This is a genomic window from Escherichia sp. 93.1518 (assembly GCF_013368915.2).
GTDB lineage: Bacteria > Pseudomonadota > Gammaproteobacteria > Enterobacterales > Enterobacteriaceae > Escherichia > Escherichia ruysiae.
Genome location: NZ_JABWMT020000012.1, coordinates 53,944 through 72,886 on the forward strand (window position 1 = coordinate 53,944; position 18,943 = coordinate 72,886).

An 18,943-nucleotide genomic window follows, 5' to 3' on the forward strand; every position below is an offset into this window, starting at 1 on the left:
TGTGCATTTCACGGGATGGAAGACCATGAAATTTATTGGGAAGCTGCTTCTCTACATTTTCATCGCGCTATTCGTGGCGATCGCTGGCCTCTATTTCCTGCTGCAAACCCGCTGGGGAGCAGAGCATATCAGCGCATGGATCTCCAGAAATAGCGACTATCATTTGACCTTCGGGGCGATGGATCACCGCTTTTCCGCGCCATCTCATATCGTGCTGGAGAACGTCACATTCGGTCGCGATGGTCAACCTGCCACTCTGGTGGCGAAAAGTGTCGATATTGCGCTAAGTAGTCGGCAACTGAGCGAACCACGCCATGTTGATACTATCCTGCTGGAAAACGGGACGCTAAATCTCACCGACCAGACCGCGCCGCTACCGTTCAAAGCGGATCGTCTGCAACTGCGTGATATGGCGTTTAACAGCCCCAATAGTGAGTGGAATCTCAGCGCACAGCGAGTAAATGGCGGCGTCGTTCCGTGGTCGCCGGAAGCCGGTAAAGTTCTGGGCACGAAGGCTCAAATTCAGTTCAGTGCCGGCTCTCTGTCGCTCAACGATGTTGCTGCTACCAATGTACTGATTGAAGGCACTATTGATAACGATCGCGTCACGCTTACGAATCTGGGCGCCGATATCGCCCGTGGTTCATTAACCGGTAATGCGCAGCGTAATGCCGATGGTAGCTGGCAGGTGGAAAATCTGCGCCTGGCTGATATCCGTCTGCAAAGCGAAAAATCTCTGACCGATTTCTTTGCACCTTTGCGCTCTGTCCCGTCGTTGCAGATTGGTCGCCTTGAAGTGATCGACGCTCGCCTGCAAGGTCCGGACTGGGCGGTGACCGACCTCGATCTCAGCTTGCGCAACATGACCTTCATTAAAGATGACTGGCAGACGCAGGAAGGCAAGCTGTCAATGAACGCCAGCGAGTTTATTTATGGTTCGCTGCATTTATTTGACCCGATTATGAACGCGGAGTTTTCCCCACAGGGCGTGGCGCTTCGCCAGTTCACCAGCCGCTGGGAAGGCGGAATGGTCCGAACGTCAGGGAACTGGCAACGCGACGGGAAAACGCTGATCCTCGACGATGCAGCAATCGTCGGGCTGGAATATACCTTGCCGAAAAACTGGCAACAGTTGTGGATGGAAGCGGCCCCAAGCTGGTTAAACCGCCTGCAACTGAAGAGATTTAGCGCCAGCCGTAACCTGCTCATTGATATCGATCCGAACTTCCCGTGGCAGCTCACTGCGCTGGATGGTTATGGCGCGAATCTGACGCTGGTTGCCGATCATAAGTGGGGCGTCTGGAGTGGCACGGCGAACCTGAATGCCGCCGCCGCAACGTTCAATCGTGTCGACGTTCGTCGCCCGTCGCTGGCGCTAACCGCCAATAGCAGCACGGTGAATATCAGCGAACTTAGCGCGTTTACCGAGAAAGGCATTCTTGAAGCTACTGCCAGCGTCTCACAAACGCCGCAGCGCCAGACCCATATCAGCCTGAACGGACGCGGTGTGCCGATGAACATTTTGCAACAGTGGGGATGGCCAGAGTTACCGATTACGGGCGATGGCAATATTCAGCTCACCGCCAGCGGCGATATTCAGACCGATGTACCGCTAAAACCCACGGTTAACGGACAACTCCATGCTGTGAACGCAGAAAAGCAGCAGGTAACCCAAACCATGAATGCTGGCGTAGTTTCCAGTGGCGAAGTCACGTCAACGGAGCCAGTGCAGTAAAAATCAATCTCGCTGGGTACGACATAGCCGTACCCGGCATTTTTTCAACAAATTACAGCATAATTGTCAGTGAGTTACCCACTGGCGACACCACCACACCCAACTCAGTTTCGGTCTGCGAACCGCCTTGCAAACCATTTACTTTCGCAATATTACGCAAGCACAGTGTCCAGTTCTTCGCCTCGCCCGCGCCTGTCACGATAATCGTATTTTCAGTACGCGCCGCTTTCAGGGTGAAGATCACCGAACCGTCGGCGGCGGGCACTTCACAGACAGCTTCACGCCCGTCTTGCAGATTAAAAAGCTGGAAAGCCGTGCCTTCATGCCACGCGTAGTCGGGGCGTTGATCATTGTTCCCCAGCGCCAGTAAGGTGTTGTCACGCACGTAAACCGGCAAACTAAGAAAATCATGCTGCTGTTTATGCCAACGGCTGCCTTCTGTTTCATCGTTACGCCACAGATGCGTCCAGCGACCTTCTGGCAGGTAAAACTGTACATCGCCCGCTTCAGAGAACACTGGCGCAACCATCACGCTGTCGCCCAACATGTATTGACGGTCAAGATAATCACAGGCTGGATCGTCCGGGAACTCCATCACCATTGCGCGCATCATCGGCGTACCCAGCGCGTTAGCACGAGCGGCTTCGCGGTACAGATACGGCATCATGCGGCATTTAAGCTGTGTGAAATGGCGCACGACATCGCAGGATTCATCATCATAGGCCCACGGCACACGATAAGATTTGCTGCCATGCAAACGGCTATGGCTGGAGAGCAAACCAAATGCGCACCAGCGTTTGTAAACGTGTGCCGGAGCGGTATTCTCAAAGCCACCGATATCGTGGCTCCAGAAACCAAAACCGGAAAGGCCAATAGATAACCCGCCGCGCAGGCTTTCCGCCATCGATTCGTAATTGGCGTAGCAGTCTCCGCCCCAGTGCACGGGAAATTGCTGTGCGCCCACGGAAGCGGAACGGGCAAACAGGACAGCCTCTTCCTCACCGACAGTGTCTTTCAGGACGTTCCATACCAGTTCGTTGTAGATGTACGCATAATGATTATGCATTTTCTGCGGATCGGAACCGTCAAACCACTGAACGTCTGTTGGAATACGTTCGCCAAAGTCGGTCTTAAAGCAATCGACGCCCATCGCTACCAGGCCTTTCAGTTTATCGGCGTACCATTTGCAGGCATCTGGGTTGGTAAAATCATAAATCGCCAGGCCTGGCTGCCATTTATCCCATTGCCATAACGAGCCGTCCGGGCGTTTGAGTAAATATCCTTTCTCTTGCAACTCTTTAAATACCGGCGATTTTTGCCCTATATAAGGGTTAATCCAGACGCAGATTTTCAGCCCTTTCGCTTTCAAGCGGCGAATCATCCCTTCCGGGTCAGGGAAAGTGACCGGATCCCACTCAAAATCGCACCACTGGAAGGCTTTCATCCAGAAACAGTCGAAGTGGAAAACATGTAGCGGCAGATTACGTTCCGCCATGCAGTCGATAAAGCTGTTTACCGTAGCTTCGTCATAATTAGTGGTAAATGAAGTCGTTAACCACAAACCAAAGGACCATGCTGGCGGCAGTGCCGGACGCCCGGTAAAACGGGTATAACGATCGAGCACCGCTTTCGGCGTCGGGCCATCGATAACAAAGTATTCGAGATATTCACCCTCGACGCTGAACTGCACTTTGGAGACTTTCTCCGATCCCACTTCAAACGAGACGCACTGCGGATGATTAACCAGCACGCCGTAGCCACGGTTGGTGATATAGAACGGGATGTTTTTGTACGCCTGTTCGGTGCTGGTTCCGCCGTCACGGTTCCAGGTTTCCACCGTCTGACCGTTACGCACCAGCGCGGTGAAGCGTTCCCCCAGACCGTATACTGTTTCACCGACACCGAGATCCAGGCGCTCAAACATGTAGCTACGGTTGGTGTTGGTGTCCTGTATATAGCCGTTATTTTTCAACTGGCTACCGGTAATACGCACACCATTGCGCAGAAAATCGAGCGACCAGAATTCACCTTTGGTAACACGAACACTCAAATTACCGCTCTTCAGCTCGGCATATTCAATTGTGTTTTGCATCTCCACCGGAACGTCATGCAACACATTAAGCGGGTAGTGCGGACCGTTATCCAGCGCCCCTTGAAAATGCTCAATCCGCACGCCAACCACACCTTCCTGAGGTGAAAAAAAGCGCAGCGTAAACAGTGGCGTATCCAACTGCCAGGTACGCTCCCGCACATCACGCGGCGCGGCGTAAACCACCATCTCCTTTCCCCGCAGCTCAACATCAAAAACCTGGATGGGGTGAATCAAATTAAGACCAGGTTGAATAAGCCAGTTTCCATCGCTGATTTTCATAATCCGTTCCTTTCGTTCTGAAATTTTTGTTACCGCAAGCATGACAAGTGAAGAAGGCGCCAGTCAGACAGCCCGAAAGTAAACCATCCTTAAGAGTGCGGATATTGCTATTTTTTGTTATCAACTTACGTTTCTTGTTTTCTGTGATCGCGGTAGCGCCAAAATGTAACTTATGGATTTGCTGAAGGTTTCTGTGAAAGGGATCATGGCAAGACGAAACGATACGGAAAAAAGTGTGATGGGGGATGTGATAAGGCGAGGAAGTAGCTATAATGCGCCCCGCCTCCATGTAGCAATCGAGGCGCGGAAGATCGTCGTCTCCGGTGAGGCGGCTGGACTTCAAATCCAGTTGGGGCCGCCAGCGGTCCCGGGCAGGTTCGACTCCTGTGATCTTCCGCCAAAATGCCTCTACTGACGTTCACCAATCCCTTGTAATACGATTAAAACCAGACATTTTCTTCTGTTCATGATTCAATCGGCTTAACCGAGTTCTTTCTTAACATTTATTGCAATGGCGGCGACATGTCAGACAAAGACTTAACCCAGTCTCCGGCAGGCGAATTTAACAAATCAACAGCAGGCAGGAGAGATCATCCCCGGCATTGATCATGCCAATCGCTTTATCCATCCGCTGATTGATAATTGGTGAATGCAAGGTTTTCTCGGCAAGGCTCGCCACAATCTTTAACACCGTTGCCTCATCAGGAGTGACTTCCAGCGATGTCACACTCAACAAATGCTTAATATAGAAATAATCGAGGATTAAACGGTAAACCTGGCGCATGATCGTTGAGAAATCAGCATCCGGAAAATGACAGTGGTAAATTTTGTAGGTCAGTAAATTGCGCAATACATGCGGGGCGCTAAGGATAGAATCCTGGCAAAGCTGCTGCCATTGCTTATCCAGAACTGCAAACTTGTCGACCAGATCCTGCTTATCCGTGCTGGCTGTAATGTTTAAATACGCCGCCATCTTCCGATGCACCCCAGCGATAATGTTATCCCTGGCGCCTTCATTCGCGATAAGTGAACCCAATGCCGACAGCGCGCGCACCTTCAATCCAACCGACTCCGTTGACGTTGAACGATGAATCAAACTTATACCTGCCGCCAGCTCGCTTAATAGTTCCTGATGATACTGTTCGGCCTGCGCAAAATGGCGATGCAGATCGAACTCAATGCGCTGCAGGTAAACCATAAACTGTGCCAGCGCCATCAGGTTCTCTTCAACGTTCAACGATGGCGCCTGTAGAAGGTGCCAGGCAAAGAGATGCACAATCTGTTGGATCTGATTAACCGGCTGCTGCCGGGCGATGATATTGTTTTTCGCCTTCGCCAGCAGCTCATCTTGTTCATGCACTAACATGCTGTCGGCATCGAACAATACCAGCCGGGCTACTTCTGGACATGAAAGCGTCATCGAATAACGAGTTGTATCCGCGTAGTGCTTTTTACAACGTGGATAAGTAGAACAGGTAACTGAAAGCGCGTTGCCTCCCAGCTCGCGATGAACCAGGCAGAGTTTATTTTCGTCGAGAAACGGACACTGCCCCTGCGCGTCCAGCTTAATTCTCGAATATCTTTGTTTACCTTTTCGCACCAGCATCAAATTCTCTTTCGCCAGGCTGGAGATTTCCGGATGGTGTGCGTTGAGGTAATCATGATGAGTTTTCTTGTCGATATCTATTTGCCATCCCTGACAACAGGAAATCAGGCAGTCAGGACCGACACAGGAAAACTTCTTCACAAACTCGGGTTTGATCACTTTATGGATTTGCATAACATTCTTCGCGTTTAAAAAGCGAACAGTAGCATGTTGTCAGAAAAAAATGATAACGCCATAACATGACGGTTTAATAAGCATTTCACGCGTTTCATAAAGATAAAGAATAATGCTCGACCTCATCAAATTACCCACGCTATTTGTCAGCGACGCTAATGCAAAATATTTCATTGCGACGTGATAAGAAATTTCGATGCTTTTGAATAACGACCTACGCAAACCATGAAGAATACTTATGAGAAGAATATTCATGGTTCCGACGAGAATAATATAAAAGCCTCACGGTCGATTTTATTTTTAGACTGTTTCTGGCTGGCGATAATAATGTCAGACGTATCAACGACCTGCCTGTTATTGATAAAGATGCGTAACTATTGCTGAAAGGCAACATAAATATGCTTTATATGAACAGAGCCATCCTTGCCATTTTTGCTATCATGCCTGCATACATAAACAACAAAACCGTATGCAGAGGGAAAAATGGGTTCCACCAGAAAGGGGATGCTGAACGTTCTAATTGCCGCCGTATTGTGGGGAAGTTCAGGTGTCTGCGCACAATACATCATGGAGCAAAGCCAGATGTCATCGCAGTTTCTTACCATGACGCGACTGATATTTGCCGGTTTTATTCTGCTAACGCTCTCCTTTGTCCACGGCGATAAAGTCTTCTCAATCATTAAAAATCATAAAGATGCCATCAGCCTGCTGATTTTTTCCGTTGTTGGCGCACTGACCGTCCAGCTGACTTTCTTACTGACAATTGAAAAATCCAATGCCGCTACAGCAACGGTGCTGCAATTTTTATCACCAACGATTATCGTGGCATGGTTCTCACTGGTACGTAAATCACGCCCCGGCATCCTGGTTTTTTGCGCCATTCTGACATCGCTGATTGGTACGTTTTTATTGGTGACACACGGTAATCCGACGTCATTATCGATCTCTCCTGCTGCGTTATTCTGGGGTATCGCCTCGGCATTTGCTGCCGCATTCTATACGACATACCCCTCAACGCTCATTGCCCGTTACGGCACGCTGCCCGTGGTCGGCTGGAGTATGCTCATTGGTGGTCTGATCCTGCTGCCCTTTTATGCCGGACAAGGAACAAATTTCGTGGTTAATGGCAGCCTGATTCTGGCGTTTTTCTATCTGGTGGTAATCGGAACTTCGCTGACTTTTAGTCTGTATCTGAAAGGCGCACAGTTAATTGGCGGGCCAAAAGCCAGCATTTTGAGCTGTGCAGAACCATTAAGTAGCGCGCTGCTCTCTTTACTGCTGCTGGGGATCACTTTCACATTACCTGACTGGCTGGGAACGCTGCTGATTCTGTCATCGGTGATTTTGATTTCAATGGATTCCCGCCGCCGCGCCAGAAAAATGTAATCGTCCGGCGCGGCGCGGTTGATAATTACCAGCCCGGCACCGCGCCACCGTTAAAGATAGTTTCTGCCGCTTTAGCAACTTCCGGTGATTGATAAGATTGCAAAAATTCCTTCACGTTTTCTGCATCCTTGTTATCTTCCCGCGCTACCAGAATGTTCACATACGGCGAATTTTTATCTTCAATAAATACGCTGTCATGCACCGGGGAAAGCCCGGTTTGCTGAATATAAGTCGTGCTGATAATCGCCACATCCACTTTCGGGTCGTCCAGTACGCGCGGCAACTGTGCCCCTTCCAGTTCCATAATCTGTAAATGACGCGGGTTATCGGTAATATCCAACGCCGTTGGCAGTAAACCTTTCCCCTCTTGCAACGTAATCAGTTTCTCTTTTTGCAACAGTAACAGCGCCCGCCCAAGGTTGGTCGGATCATTCGGAATCGCCACTGTCGCCCCATCTTCTAGCTGATCTACCGTTTTGATTTTTTTCGAATAGCCCGCCATGGGGAAGACAAAGGTATTCCCCACCGCCACCAGTTTATAACCGTGCGCCTGATTATCCTGTTCAAGGAAAGGGCGATGCTGGAATACATTGGCATCCAGTTCACCATGATTTGTTGCATCGTTCGGCAGCAATGAACCACTAAATCCAATCAGTTCAACCTCAAGGCCATACTTCTCTTTAGCCACTTTTTTAGCGACTTCCGCCACATCCTGTTCGGCACCGTTTATGACCCCAACTTTAATGTGTTTTGTATCGCTACTTTGCTGGTCGCAGCCTGCCAGTAGTATTCCTGCCAGTAATAACGCTACTCCTGTTCGTAGATGATGTGTTGTCAGTTTCATTTTTTATCCTTTTATTAATGATTACCTGACTATAGCGGTAAGGTCGCTGCGGTTAAAAAACGAAATGCTATCGATAAGAAGAAAAAGGAATAAAAGAGGAATATAAGGTCTGGCACTTCTTACTGAATACAAAAACGCGTTTCGTACAGCATGATTAGAGCGATGAAAACAAACTACACTTATGCTTCATTCGATGCCATTTGTAAAAAGGTAGAACTCATGAAACCAACGACGCTGCTTCTTATTTTCGCTGTTTTCGCGATGCCGGGTATCGTGTATGCCGAGTCGCCTTTTAGCTCGTTACAATCGGCGAAAGAGAAAAATACGGTATTACAGGATTTGCGAAAAATTTGTACCCCGCAGGCATCGTTATCAGATGAAGCGTGGGAAAAGTTAATGTTGTCTGATGAAAGCAATAAACAACACATACGCGAAGCCATCGTGGCGATGGAGCGTAATAATCAGAGTAACTACTGGGAAGCGTTGGGCAGGGTAGAATGCCCGGATATGTAAGAGCGGCAACAGCCACTGACCAACACTTCTTTAACCTGATATCAGGATTTCTTCATTTTCACCTTTGCAGTAACCAACAGCGCGGTAAGCAACATCAACGTGCCGGACAATATTAACGGCGAAGTCAGGCCAATGTTATCCAGTGCATAACCGCCAATTGCCGCGCCGCAGGTATTGGCAAGCTGAATAACAGCCACCTGAATAGATCCCGCCTTTTCTGCCTGGTCGGCTAATGAGCGGGTGATCCACGTTGACCAGCCCACGGGAATTAAAGCAAAGGTCAGCCCCCAGATAATCGCCACACCGGTAGCAACAATTTTATCGCTTCCCCACAACGTCAGTACCAGCGCACTAAGAGCAAGCACTAACGGTGCTCCCGCTAAGGCCAGTTTTACTGAACGTTTAAGAATGATCGACGAAAGCGACGTACCGACAAAACTGGCGATACCAAAACTCAGCAGTACCAGTGTTAAGCCATCCACGCCGAATCCCGCCAGATTCATATACACAGGACGAATATACGTGAAGAAAGCGAACTGCCCCGCAAAGGACATAAAGATAGCAATCATCCCGGCCATCACCCCCGGACGCTGCAACAGGCGGAAGGTATTTTGCTTCTGATGTGACGGTTCGCCAGGTAGCGAAGGCAATGATTTGATAATCCAGATAATACACAGCACGCCCATCACCGCTGCCGCATTAAAGACATTGCGCCAGCCGATAAGCTCGCCTAAAAAGCTGCCTAACGGCGCGGCAATCACCAGCGCAATAGAAACCGCGCCGAAGATCACCGACAGCGCCTTCGGCACCGTACGAGGCGGCACCAGACGCATGGTCAGCGACGCTGACATCGCCCAGAATCCGCCCAGCGCCAGCCCGAGACAGGCTCGACCGATTAATAACATTCTGAACGAGCTGGCAAAGGAAACCAGCAAGCAAGAGAGCGTCAGCAAGACGGCGAACAGAATGACAACGTAGCGGCGGTCGGTGGACTGAATTGTCTGGGTAATAAACAAACTGGCAAACATCGCCACAATGGCGGTCACAGTCACCGATTGCCCGGCAAGCCCTTCCGAAATCCCTAAATCCTGCGCCATCGGCGTCAGCAAACTAACAGGCAAAAACTCAACGATAATCAGGCAGGCGACGCAAAACGCCACCGAGAAAACGGCTGACCAGTTCGGTCGGGTGATGGCATCCGCGCCACAGTTTTCTTCGATATGTTCACTCATGGTGTTACCCGTGGCATGTTTCAGGGGAAAAGCCGGTCAGTTTAGCATTGAAATGTGTGACGCATTTAACGTTTTTGCAACTTTTACGGTGTTGCTTGAGCTGGAGTTAAGATCGAAACGGAACAGGGCAAAGATTACCGAATGCGGCATGAACGCCTTATCCCCCCTACAGGTCAGGCGCGGTCTGTAGGCTGATAAGACGAAGCGGTTTTAATGCAGCCAGTGAACGCCCTCGGCAGGCTGAAAGAATGCGTTATAGCGCATCTGAAAAGCATTAATATCCTGCATTTCAGGTTCGGTTTCGTGCAGAAAACCCAGCGCCAGCCTGACCTGAGCGTCGGTAATGGGAGCTGCGAGGCGGGCTTTTTGTAAAATCCGATGCCATTGCAACAGATTCTGTTCGCTGCCATCGACAATGACAATTTGCCAGATGAGCAACACCTGCGCAGCATTTTGCAGGTGCGACTCATCCGGGCGATGCAGATAACGTAAAAATTCGTCACCCGCTGACTTTCCCATCTGATCGACCATCGATTCGATGGGTACGACATCAATATTCAGCCGATCGCTCAGGCGGCGAATCGCCTTTCTGGCTCCGGATGTCAGCACCCGAAAACCAACCACAAACACCACCGCCAGCGTAGCGAGCATTATCCAGATCATGAGTTCTCCTGCGTAACTGACACTCATGATATCTGGAAACACTTATCAGATACTAATCCACCAGGATGATTTTCAGCGCAAACAGCGCCGCTACAACCACCACACACAGGTTCAGATCACGCCAGCGCCCGGTACAGACTTTCATAATGCAGTACGACATAAAGCCCAGCGCGATACCTTCGGTGATCGAGAAAGTAAAGGGCATCATCACAGTAGTAATAAATGCGGGCACCGATTCGGTAAAATCATCCCAGTTAACGCGCGCCAGACTTGAGGTCATTAACACGCCCACGAAGATGAGCGCCCCGGCAGTCGCATAGGGGGGAACCATTGCCACCAGCGGTGAGAAGAACATAACCAACAGGAACATAACGCCGACCACAACCGCAGTCAGCCCCGTGCGGCCACCGACCGCCACACCTGAAGTACTTTCAATATAGGCGGTAACAGACGAGGTGCCGATAAACGCACCCGCCACCGAACTGACGCTATCGACATACAGCGCCTTATTCATATTGGGGAATTTACCGTTACTATCTATTAAGCCAGCTTTATCAGTTACACCAATTAATGTTCCTGATGAATCAAATAAGTTGATCAGCATAAAGGAGAAAATGATACTGGCAAGTTCAAGCGACAACGCGCCGCTCAAATCGACTTCACCAATGACACCGCTAATATCGGGTGGAATGGAATAGATGCCGCTAAAATGAACATCACCGAAAAATAATCCACAGCAGGAAGTAACAACTATAGAAACCAACACCGCCGCATGAAAATTACGTGATGACAACACGGTTATAATAAAAAAACCTAAAATACCTAACAACACGCCGTGAGAACTTAAATCGCCAATCATAACCAGCGTATCTTTATTGGCGACAATAACACCGGTATTTTTTAATCCCATCAAGGCAATAAATAACCCGATCCCACTGGTGATACCAATACGTAAACTTAACGGAATGTTGGAAATCATCCAGTAACGGATACGAAAAAGCGTGAGCAAAAACAGTCCGATTGCGCCCCAAAATATGGCTCCCATCCCGGTCTGCCAGGAGATCCCCATCGCCCCCACGACCACGAATGCGAAGAAGGCGTTCAGCCCCATTGCCGGTGCCAGCGCCACGGGTAAGTTAGCAAATATCCCCATCGCAATGCTGCCAATACCGGCAATTAAACAGGTGGTGACAAATACCACTTTCGGATCCATTTGTGCCGCGCCAAGGATTTGCGGGTTAACAAAAACGATGTACACCATGGTTAAAAAAGTGGTCATCCCCGCAATCAATTCTGTGCGGACGGTGGTTCCATGTTGAGGAAGTTTAAATAATCGCGAAAGCGTCCCTGATTCATTACTCACGTAATCGGTATTGTCATTATTCATTTTTTTGTCCATTGAAGGAATTTTAAATCCTTGCTTTTGTAAAACAAATGACAACACTGGTTCAGTGATAATTATCACATTTCAATTGCACATTAATGGATATTCTTTAATAATCTCGCGACGTTTCTTTATGATAAATAATAATCAATTTGATAAAATCAAAATGAGAAAAACATGAATAATTCTATTAACCATAAATTTCATTACATTAGTCGGAGCGAATACCAGGAATTGTTAGCCGTTTCCCGTGGCGAAGCCGTTGCCGATTATATTATTGATAATGTCTCTATTCTGGATCTGATCAATGGCGGAGAAATTTCCGGCCCGATTGTGATTAAAGGGCGTTACATTGCTGGTGTTGGCGCAGAATACGTCAACGCTCCAGCTTTACACCGAATTGATGCTAACGGCGCAACGGCAGTACCAGGATTTATTGATGCTCACCTGCATATTGAATCCAGCATGATGACGCCGGTCACCTTTGAAACAGCCACCCTGCCACGCGGCCTGACAACTGTTATTTGCGATCCCCATGAAATCGTCAATGTCATGGGCGAAGCCGGATTCGCCTGGTTTGCCCGCTGCGCCGAACAGGCAAAGCAGAATCAGTATTTGCAAGTCAGCTCTTGCGTACCCGCACTGGAAGGCTGCGATGTAAACGGCGCCAGTTTTACTCTCGAACAGATGCTCGCCTGGCGAGATCACCCGCAGGTTACTGGCCTCGCGGAGATGATGGACTACCCAGGCGTAATTAGCGGGCAGGATGCGCTGCTCGATAAACTGGACGCATTTCGCCATCTGACGCTGGACGGTCACTGCCCCGGTTTAGGCGGTAAAGAACTTAACGCCTATATTGCTGCCGGTATTGAAAACTGCCATGAGAGCTATTTGCTGGAAGAAGGCCGTCGGAAATTACAACTCGGCATGTCGTTGATGATCCGTGAAGGGTCCGCTGCCCGCAACCTTAACGCGCTGGCACCGTTGATCAACGAATTTAACAGCCCGCAATGTATGCTCTGTACCGATGACCGTAACCCGTGGGAAATCGCCCATGAAGGGCATATCGATGCCTTAATTCGCCGCCTGATCGAACAGCACAATGTGCCGCTGCATGTGGCATATCGCGTAGCCAGTTGGTCAACAGCGCGCCATTTTGGTCTTAATCATCTCGGTTTACTGGCGCCCGGCAAGCAGGCCGATATCGTCCTGCTAAGTGATGCGCGGAAGGTCACGGTGCAGCAGGTACTGGTGAAAGGCGAACCGATTGACGCGCAAACCTTGCAGGCACAAGAGTCGGCGAGACTGGCGCAATCCGCCCCACCGTATGGCAATACTATTGCTCGCCAGCCGGTTTCCGCCAGCGACTTTGCCCTGCAATTTACGCCCGGAAAACGCTATCGGGTCATTGACGTTATCCATAATGAGCTGATTACGCACTCCCGCTCCAGTGTTTACAGTGAAAACGGTTTTGATCGCGATGATGTGTGCTTTATTGCCGTGCTTGAGCGTTACGGGCAACGGCTGGCTCCGGCCTGTGGCTTGCTCTGCGGCTTTGGTTTGAATGAAGGCGCGCTGGCTGCGACGGTCAGCCATGACAGCCATAATATTGTGGTGATCGGTCGTAGTGCAGAAGAGATGGCGCTGGCGGTCAATCAGGTGATTCAGGATGGCGGCGGGCTGTGTGTTGTACGTGACGGTCAGGTGCAGAGCCATCTACCGTTGCCTATTGCCGGGCTGATGAGCACCGACACGGCGCAGTCTCTGGCGGAACAAATTGACGCCCTGAAAGTCGCCGCCCGCGAATGTGGTCCGTTACCGGATGAACCGTTTATTCAGATGGCGTTTCTTTCCCTGCCAGTGATCCCCGCGTTGAAACTGACCAGCCAGGGGTTGTTTGATGGCGAGAAGTTTGCCTTCACTACGCTGGAAATTGCAGAATAAAAAAATGCCCGGCGTCATGCCGGGCAAAAGTCACCAGTTACGTTTATGCCACTGTCAACTGCTGAATTTTTTTCTCGCGGCGGATTTTGCGTTCTTCCATTACCGCGACTATCGCCATCAGGCAGATACAGCCAATTGCGGCGATATCCAGCGCGGCGAAGGTTCCAGCCCAGCCGGTGAGGCCGAATACCGGAGTACCATCGGCAATCATCCCCAGACCTAGCTTGGCAAAGCTGTCGCCAATCAGGTAGGCGAAGGTGCCTTTAATCCCGTCGGCTGCGCCGATCGCTTTTTTCGGTACAAAGCCAACAGCCGCCACGCCAATCAACAGTTGCGGACCAAATACCAGGAAACCTAATGCAAAGAGAGAAGCCAGGTAGATATATTGATTGCTGGCGTGCTGATACACACCGAGTGTCGCGATAATCAGCGCCAGCGCGATGCAGGCGACCAGGCCACGGCGACCGTTCGCCAGGTCAGAGAGCCAGCCCCACAGCAGCGTACCGACCAGTGCGCCTGCTTCAAACAGCGTAAAGCCCTGAATCGCCACCGCTTTAGAGAGTTTCAGTTCCTGGAACGCGTACACGGTTGACCACTGGTCGATACCAATACGTACCACGTACAGGAAGATGTTGGCGAAGCACAGCAGCCAGATCACTTTGTTTTTCAGCACATACTCAACAAAGATCTGCCACTTGGTCATATCCGTGGACTCAGTCTCTTTGTCCTCTTCGCTGATCTCTTCACCAAACAGTTCTTCGGCTTTACCGAGGCCATAAGCTTCAGGGGAGTCACTGCCGTAACGCAGGCCGATAAAACCGACAATCAGCGCGATAATCGACGGGAAGATAAACATGCCGATCACATGACCGTCGAACAGGTAATTTGCACCGAACAGCGCCACACCCGCCGCGCCCGCGCCACCGAGGTTGTGGGAAATGTTCCAGAAACCGAGGAACGTCCCGCGCTTACGACGTGGCGTCCATTTGGTGATGGTGGAGTAACTGCATGAGCCGCCGGTACTCTGGAAAAAGCCGCTTAAGGCGTAGAAGGCAATCATCAGGAACAGGCTAACCGAGCCGCTGCCCATGCTGGCGCTGAAGCCCAGCATACAAATGGCGGAGAGAATCAGCATGAACGGCAGGAACTGTTTAGTGTTTTTGCCGTCGGCATAGTAGGAAACCAGCGTTTTACCCACGCCGTAAGTGATGGAGAAGCCCAGGCCAATCATCCCCAGCTGCGTCATGCTCAACCCGTAAGTGGAGATCATGTCGTTCTGCGCAATGTTAAAGTTCTTGCGAATCAGATACATCGTCAGGTAGCCAATAAAGACCACCAGGTAGGATTGCATGAACGGTTTGAACCACATTTTGCGCCGCACTTCGAGCGGAAGATCCAGAGTCGGCTTGCGAACCTGGTTGAGGAAAGCCAGCATGGGTTACTCCTGATTTCCCATCATTCTTCAAGCCGCAGGTGCTTTAGCTGCATGTATTCCTGCAACTTGAATTAATTGGGGAAAGAATTAATGAATGATGGCATTGTAAAAATCAGCAGCCAATCAGGCCTGAGATAGTGTCCAGGCAAAACCTGGAAAATTTCTTAGTTTTGCCGGATATGAGGTAAAAAGGTGAGATGTATCACGCTTCGCGGGGTGCCTGAGCATTCAAAAAGGGCAGTAATAGCAAGGCCGAAATCCCGGCGGCAATAGAGATAACCACAAAAAAACCACTCCAGTGCCAGGTATCGAGCACTTTCGCCAGCGGCCAACCAGCAAGCGACGCCCCCAGGTAAGCAAACAAGCCGACAAACCCCGTCGCCGCCCCTGCCGCTTCTTTGTGGGAACACTCTGCCGCCGCCATACCGATTAACATCTGTGGGCCAAAAACAAAAAAACCAATGGTGAAGAAGCAAGTCGCCTGCATCACGTAGCTGGCAAAAGGCATCAGCCACAGCGAGCCGACTGAAAGCAAAATCCCGGCGGCGAAAATCAAATTCATCGGCCCACGATTACCATTAAATAGTTTGTCCGAACCCCAACCGGCAACCAGCGCACCGATAAATCCGCCCAGTTCAAACATCGTCACTGCTGTATTCGCCGTGACCAGATCGACGCCAAGCGTCTCGGACATGTACAAGTTGCCCCAGTCGTTGATCGCTGCGCGAACCACGTAGACCAGCACGTAGCAGAACGAAAGCAACCAGATATACGGATTCAGCAACACATATTTGGTGAGGATCTCTTTACGCGTCAGCCCTGCTCCTTCCTGCTGCTGGGCAACCTCCAGCGCGTCGTGCCGCCATTCGCCGACCGCCGGTAAACCTAATGCCTGCGGGCGATCGCGCAATCGCCAGCAGAGAAAAATCCCCACAACTATCGCCATACAGCCGGCAACCATCATCCCGATACGCCAACTGTAATGCAGCGCGGCTGCCGCCATCACAATAGGGATTAACGCGCCGCCAACGTTGTGCGCCGTGTTCCATAACGCCCACCAACCGCCGCGCTCGGTACGTGAATACCAGGCGGTTAACAGCCGCGCACAAACTGGCGAACCCCAGCCCTGGAAAAAAGCGTTCAACACCCAGAGCACGGCAAACGCCCATAGCGAAGTGGAAAATCCAAACAGAATGTTGATGATGCCAGTCGCAATAAGCCCCATCCCCATAAAATAACGCGCATTTGAGCGGTCGCTGACAATGCCGGAAACAAACTTCGACAAGCCGTAGGTGATGTAAAACAGAGTTGCTAACAGGCCGATATCGCTACGACTTAGCACGCCAGTGGCGAGGATTTCCGGCATCGCGGCGTTAAAACTCTTACGCGTGAAATAAAACAGCGCATAGCCCAACCAGATTGTCAGCAAAATATGCCGACGCCAGTAGCGATAGCGGGCATCAATTTCACGTTTATCGCTTATCAGCGGCGCGTCGGCAGGCGCTTTCAGGAACTGCAACATCATCAAGCCTTACACATAACGTTGGGGTAGAGAGACACTGACGCGCGTGCCGTGCAGACAGGATATGGTCAAGGTGCCGCCCAACGCCGTTACGCGCTCGCGCATTCCGGTGAGACCAAAACCGTGTTGACCTGAATCTGGCGGCAAACCGCTACCATCGTCGTCAATCACCAGCATCAATCGCTCATCCTGCTGCCAGCCTTGCAGCGTGACCGCACTGGCATCGGCATGTTTCACAATATTGTTCAGCCCTTCCTGGCAGACTCGAAACAGCGTCACACGCTGGTTTTCACTTAATGCTGATTCATCTATCCGCCATTCGAGATGACTGACAATGCCGCGACCTTCCAGCTCCATTTCTCGCATCAGTGAACGGATAGCCTGCTCCAGGGTGAGATCATCCAACTGGCGCGGACGTAACCGCCCTAACAAGCGGCGCACCGCGTCGTAAACTCCCAGCGACAGTTGTTCGATTAACTGCCCGCTCTGCTTCACGCTGGCGTTATCTGCCGCCAGCCGCTGAACAATGCCCGCCTGAGTACGAATGGCAGTGATGGTCTGACCGATATCGTCGTGCAGTTCACGCGCCACATCGCGGCGCACGCTCTCTTCGGTTTCCAGCAAACGTTCGGCAAGATGCTGATTGCGTGCCAGCTCCTTTTGTAGCGACTGGTTAAGCTCACGCAGTCGCTGAATACCTGCGCCAAGTAACAGCCCCGTCAAACTTTGCACCAGAAGCGAGAGCAATAAATCTACCGGATGATCGCGCCATGTCTGGCTGGCAATCAGCGCAATGGCATTCATCAACGTCGCAATCAGCGCCCCTTGCCAACCATAGTGCCAGGCCAGAGCGATAATCGGCAGCGCCAGGCAGAATGGCGTAAAACGCGACAGTTCGTTCGGCAACCCCAGTTGCAGCCAGAGGCTGATAACAAACAGCAGCAAGTACCAAATCAGATGCCGCCCGCGCCAGTTTATCGGCTGAGAAACCAGCGACGGCCCCAGCGGCAGCCAGGTGTTATTCGCCAGGTAGTGCCAGAACACAAGGCAAACAGGAGCCAGCGTCAGACCACCAGTTAAGGTTAATAACAGCGCGTTCCACGATTCGTTACCATACCCGTGCCAAAGCCAGGGCAGCGACTGTAACAACGCTGCCGCCGTCAACGCAGCCCCCTGTAACAACAATGTGCGCCAGTCGCGCTGATGGCGAAAGCGGGAAATCAACGCCACGGGCAGTAACGTCAATAAACTACCGATCATCAATAACGGAAAATGCGTTAACCCGACAGCCTGCGTCAGCCAGTAAATCAGCAGCCATTCCGCGCCCAGCAACACGGGCCAGTATCCGCGCGGGCATTGCAACATCAGCCCCAGTCGCAGACCAAACGGAAACAGCAATACCGCCAGATCCGGTCGTTCAACCAGATGCAGGCTAATACTCCACAGGCAAAACCATGCTGCAGAGAAGATAAAAAAGCAGGAAATTACAGTATTTAAGCGGGAGAAAAATGTCTTCATCACCAGCCATCAAACATGCGGCGAGCCAGTTCAACATCGTTACTGACGCCCAGTTTGTCCATCAGATTAGCGCGATGTACGTGCACAGTTTTCGGCGACAAGCCCAGTTCAGCGGCAATCTCTTTCACCGCCATCCCTTGCGCCAGCTTTTCCGCCACCTGACGTTCGCGTTTGGTCAGCGGATCCTGGCGACCGGATGCCAGTTTAATGGCGATATCTGGCGTCAGATAACAGCCGCCCGTGGCAACGGTATGCACCGCAGCGATCAGTTCGTCCGGGCTACAGCGTTTGGAGAGAAAGCCGCGTGCGCCCGCATTGAGCGCCTGTTCAACCAGCGCCGGACTGTCATGAACGGAGAGCATAATCGTCGCCATACCTTTTGGAAGCTGGCTTAATAACTCCAGTCCGGAAATATCCGGCATGGAGATGTCGCAAATACACACCTGCACACCGCGCCCTGGCAACCCGGTCAGCGCCTCGCGCCCCGAACCAAACTCGGCAACTACCTGCAAATCAGGTTCCAGCCCCAGCAACTGCGCAAAGCCGGAGCGGACGATAAGGTGATCGTCTATAAGGGCAACGGTTATCATGGTCTTGTCCTGGCGGGTAAAAAAAA

General features: G+C 51.0%; 13 protein-coding genes, 1 tRNA gene and 1 pseudogene. 5 read left to right on the plus strand and 10 right to left on the minus strand.

The window, feature by feature from the left end:
- Nucleotides 1-25: 25 nt before the first annotated feature.
- Nucleotides 26-1,735 (plus strand): AsmA family protein, encoded by a 1,710-nt coding sequence (locus HEN21_RS11130; RefSeq protein ID WP_176252181.1) that lies wholly within the window; start codon nt 26-28, stop codon nt 1,733-1,735.
- A 52-nt stretch (nt 1,736-1,787) separates the two neighbouring features.
- On the opposite strand, the gene yicI is transcribed toward HEN21_RS11130, so the two are convergent.
- Nucleotides 1,788-4,106, minus strand: coding sequence for an alpha-xylosidase (gene yicI, locus HEN21_RS11135; RefSeq protein WP_176252182.1), 2,319 nt, complete (start codon nt 4,104-4,106; stop codon nt 1,788-1,790).
- 305 nt (nt 4,107-4,411) lie between these two features.
- On the opposite strand from yicI, the gene HEN21_RS11140 reads away from it, so the two are divergent.
- A tRNA-Sec gene (locus tag HEN21_RS11140) sits at nt 4,412-4,506 on the plus strand.
- Nucleotides 4,507-4,668: 162 nt separating this feature from the next.
- Here the strand turns inward: HEN21_RS11140 and fliB are convergent.
- On the minus strand, nt 4,669-5,886 hold the full coding sequence (gene fliB, locus HEN21_RS11145) for a flagellin lysine-N-methylase (RefSeq protein ID WP_176252183.1): 1,218 nt from the start codon (nt 5,884-5,886) through the stop codon (nt 4,669-4,671).
- Nucleotides 5,887-6,369: 483 nt separating this feature from the next.
- Between fliB and HEN21_RS11150 the strand changes: the two are divergent.
- Nucleotides 6,370-7,294: pseudogene (locus HEN21_RS11150) on the plus strand (carboxylate/amino acid/amine transporter).
- A 3-nt stretch (nt 7,295-7,297) separates the two neighbouring features.
- On the opposite strand, the gene nlpA reads toward HEN21_RS11150, so the two are convergent.
- Nucleotides 7,298-8,116: a lipoprotein NlpA gene (gene nlpA, locus HEN21_RS11155; protein WP_000779442.1), complete on the minus strand. Its 819-nt coding sequence runs from the start codon at nt 8,114-8,116 to the stop codon at nt 7,298-7,300.
- A gap of 219 nt (nt 8,117-8,335) precedes the next feature.
- On the opposite strand from nlpA, the gene yicS reads away from it, so the two are divergent.
- The gene (gene yicS / locus HEN21_RS11160; protein ID WP_010350505.1) at nt 8,336-8,629 is read left to right on the plus strand and encodes a protein YicS; all 294 of its coding nucleotides are present in this window, start codon (nt 8,336-8,338) and stop codon (nt 8,627-8,629) included.
- A 41-nt stretch (nt 8,630-8,670) separates the two neighbouring features.
- On the opposite strand, the gene nepI is transcribed toward yicS, so the two are convergent.
- From nepI to adeQ, 3 genes are all read right to left on the minus strand, one after another.
- A complete protein-coding gene (gene nepI / locus HEN21_RS11165; RefSeq protein WP_001289203.1) occupies nt 8,671-9,861 on the minus strand; it encodes a purine ribonucleoside efflux pump NepI in 1,191 nt (396 codons plus the stop codon).
- A 210-nt stretch (nt 9,862-10,071) separates the two neighbouring features.
- Nucleotides 10,072-10,524 carry a DUF1198 domain-containing protein gene (locus HEN21_RS11170; RefSeq protein WP_010350501.1) on the minus strand — a complete coding sequence of 151 codons (453 nt, stop codon included), beginning with the start codon at nt 10,522-10,524 and terminating at the stop codon, nt 10,072-10,074.
- Between the two features lie 52 nt (nt 10,525-10,576).
- Nucleotides 10,577-11,911: an adenine permease AdeQ gene (adeQ, locus tag HEN21_RS11175; protein ID WP_016231519.1), complete on the minus strand. Its 1,335-nt coding sequence runs from the start codon at nt 11,909-11,911 to the stop codon at nt 10,577-10,579.
- A gap of 174 nt (nt 11,912-12,085) precedes the next feature.
- Here adeQ and adeD point away from each other — a divergent pair, with 174 nt between their 5' ends.
- A complete protein-coding gene (gene adeD / locus HEN21_RS11180; RefSeq protein WP_176252184.1) occupies nt 12,086-13,852 on the plus strand; it encodes an adenine deaminase in 1,767 nt (588 codons plus the stop codon).
- 43 nt (nt 13,853-13,895) lie between these two features.
- Here adeD and uhpT read toward each other — a convergent pair whose 3' ends face one another.
- The 4 genes from uhpT to uhpA form a co-directional block, all read right to left on the minus strand.
- Nucleotides 13,896-15,287: a hexose-6-phosphate:phosphate antiporter gene (gene uhpT, locus HEN21_RS11185; RefSeq protein ID WP_000879190.1), complete on the minus strand. Its 1,392-nt coding sequence runs from the start codon at nt 15,285-15,287 to the stop codon at nt 13,896-13,898.
- Between the two features lie 202 nt (nt 15,288-15,489).
- Nucleotides 15,490-16,809: an MFS transporter family glucose-6-phosphate receptor UhpC gene (gene uhpC, locus HEN21_RS11190; protein ID WP_176252197.1), complete on the minus strand. Its 1,320-nt coding sequence runs from the start codon at nt 16,807-16,809 to the stop codon at nt 15,490-15,492.
- A 9-nt stretch (nt 16,810-16,818) separates the two neighbouring features.
- Nucleotides 16,819-18,327, minus strand: coding sequence for a signal transduction histidine-protein kinase/phosphatase UhpB (uhpB, locus tag HEN21_RS11195; protein WP_010350494.1), 1,509 nt, complete (start codon nt 18,325-18,327; stop codon nt 16,819-16,821).
- Nucleotides 18,327-18,917 (minus strand): transcriptional regulator UhpA, encoded by a 591-nt coding sequence (gene uhpA, locus HEN21_RS11200; protein ID WP_000633679.1) that lies wholly within the window; start codon nt 18,915-18,917, stop codon nt 18,327-18,329. Before uhpA ends, uhpB begins: the two co-directional genes overlap by 1 nt.
- Nucleotides 18,918-18,943: the final 26 nt, after the last annotated feature.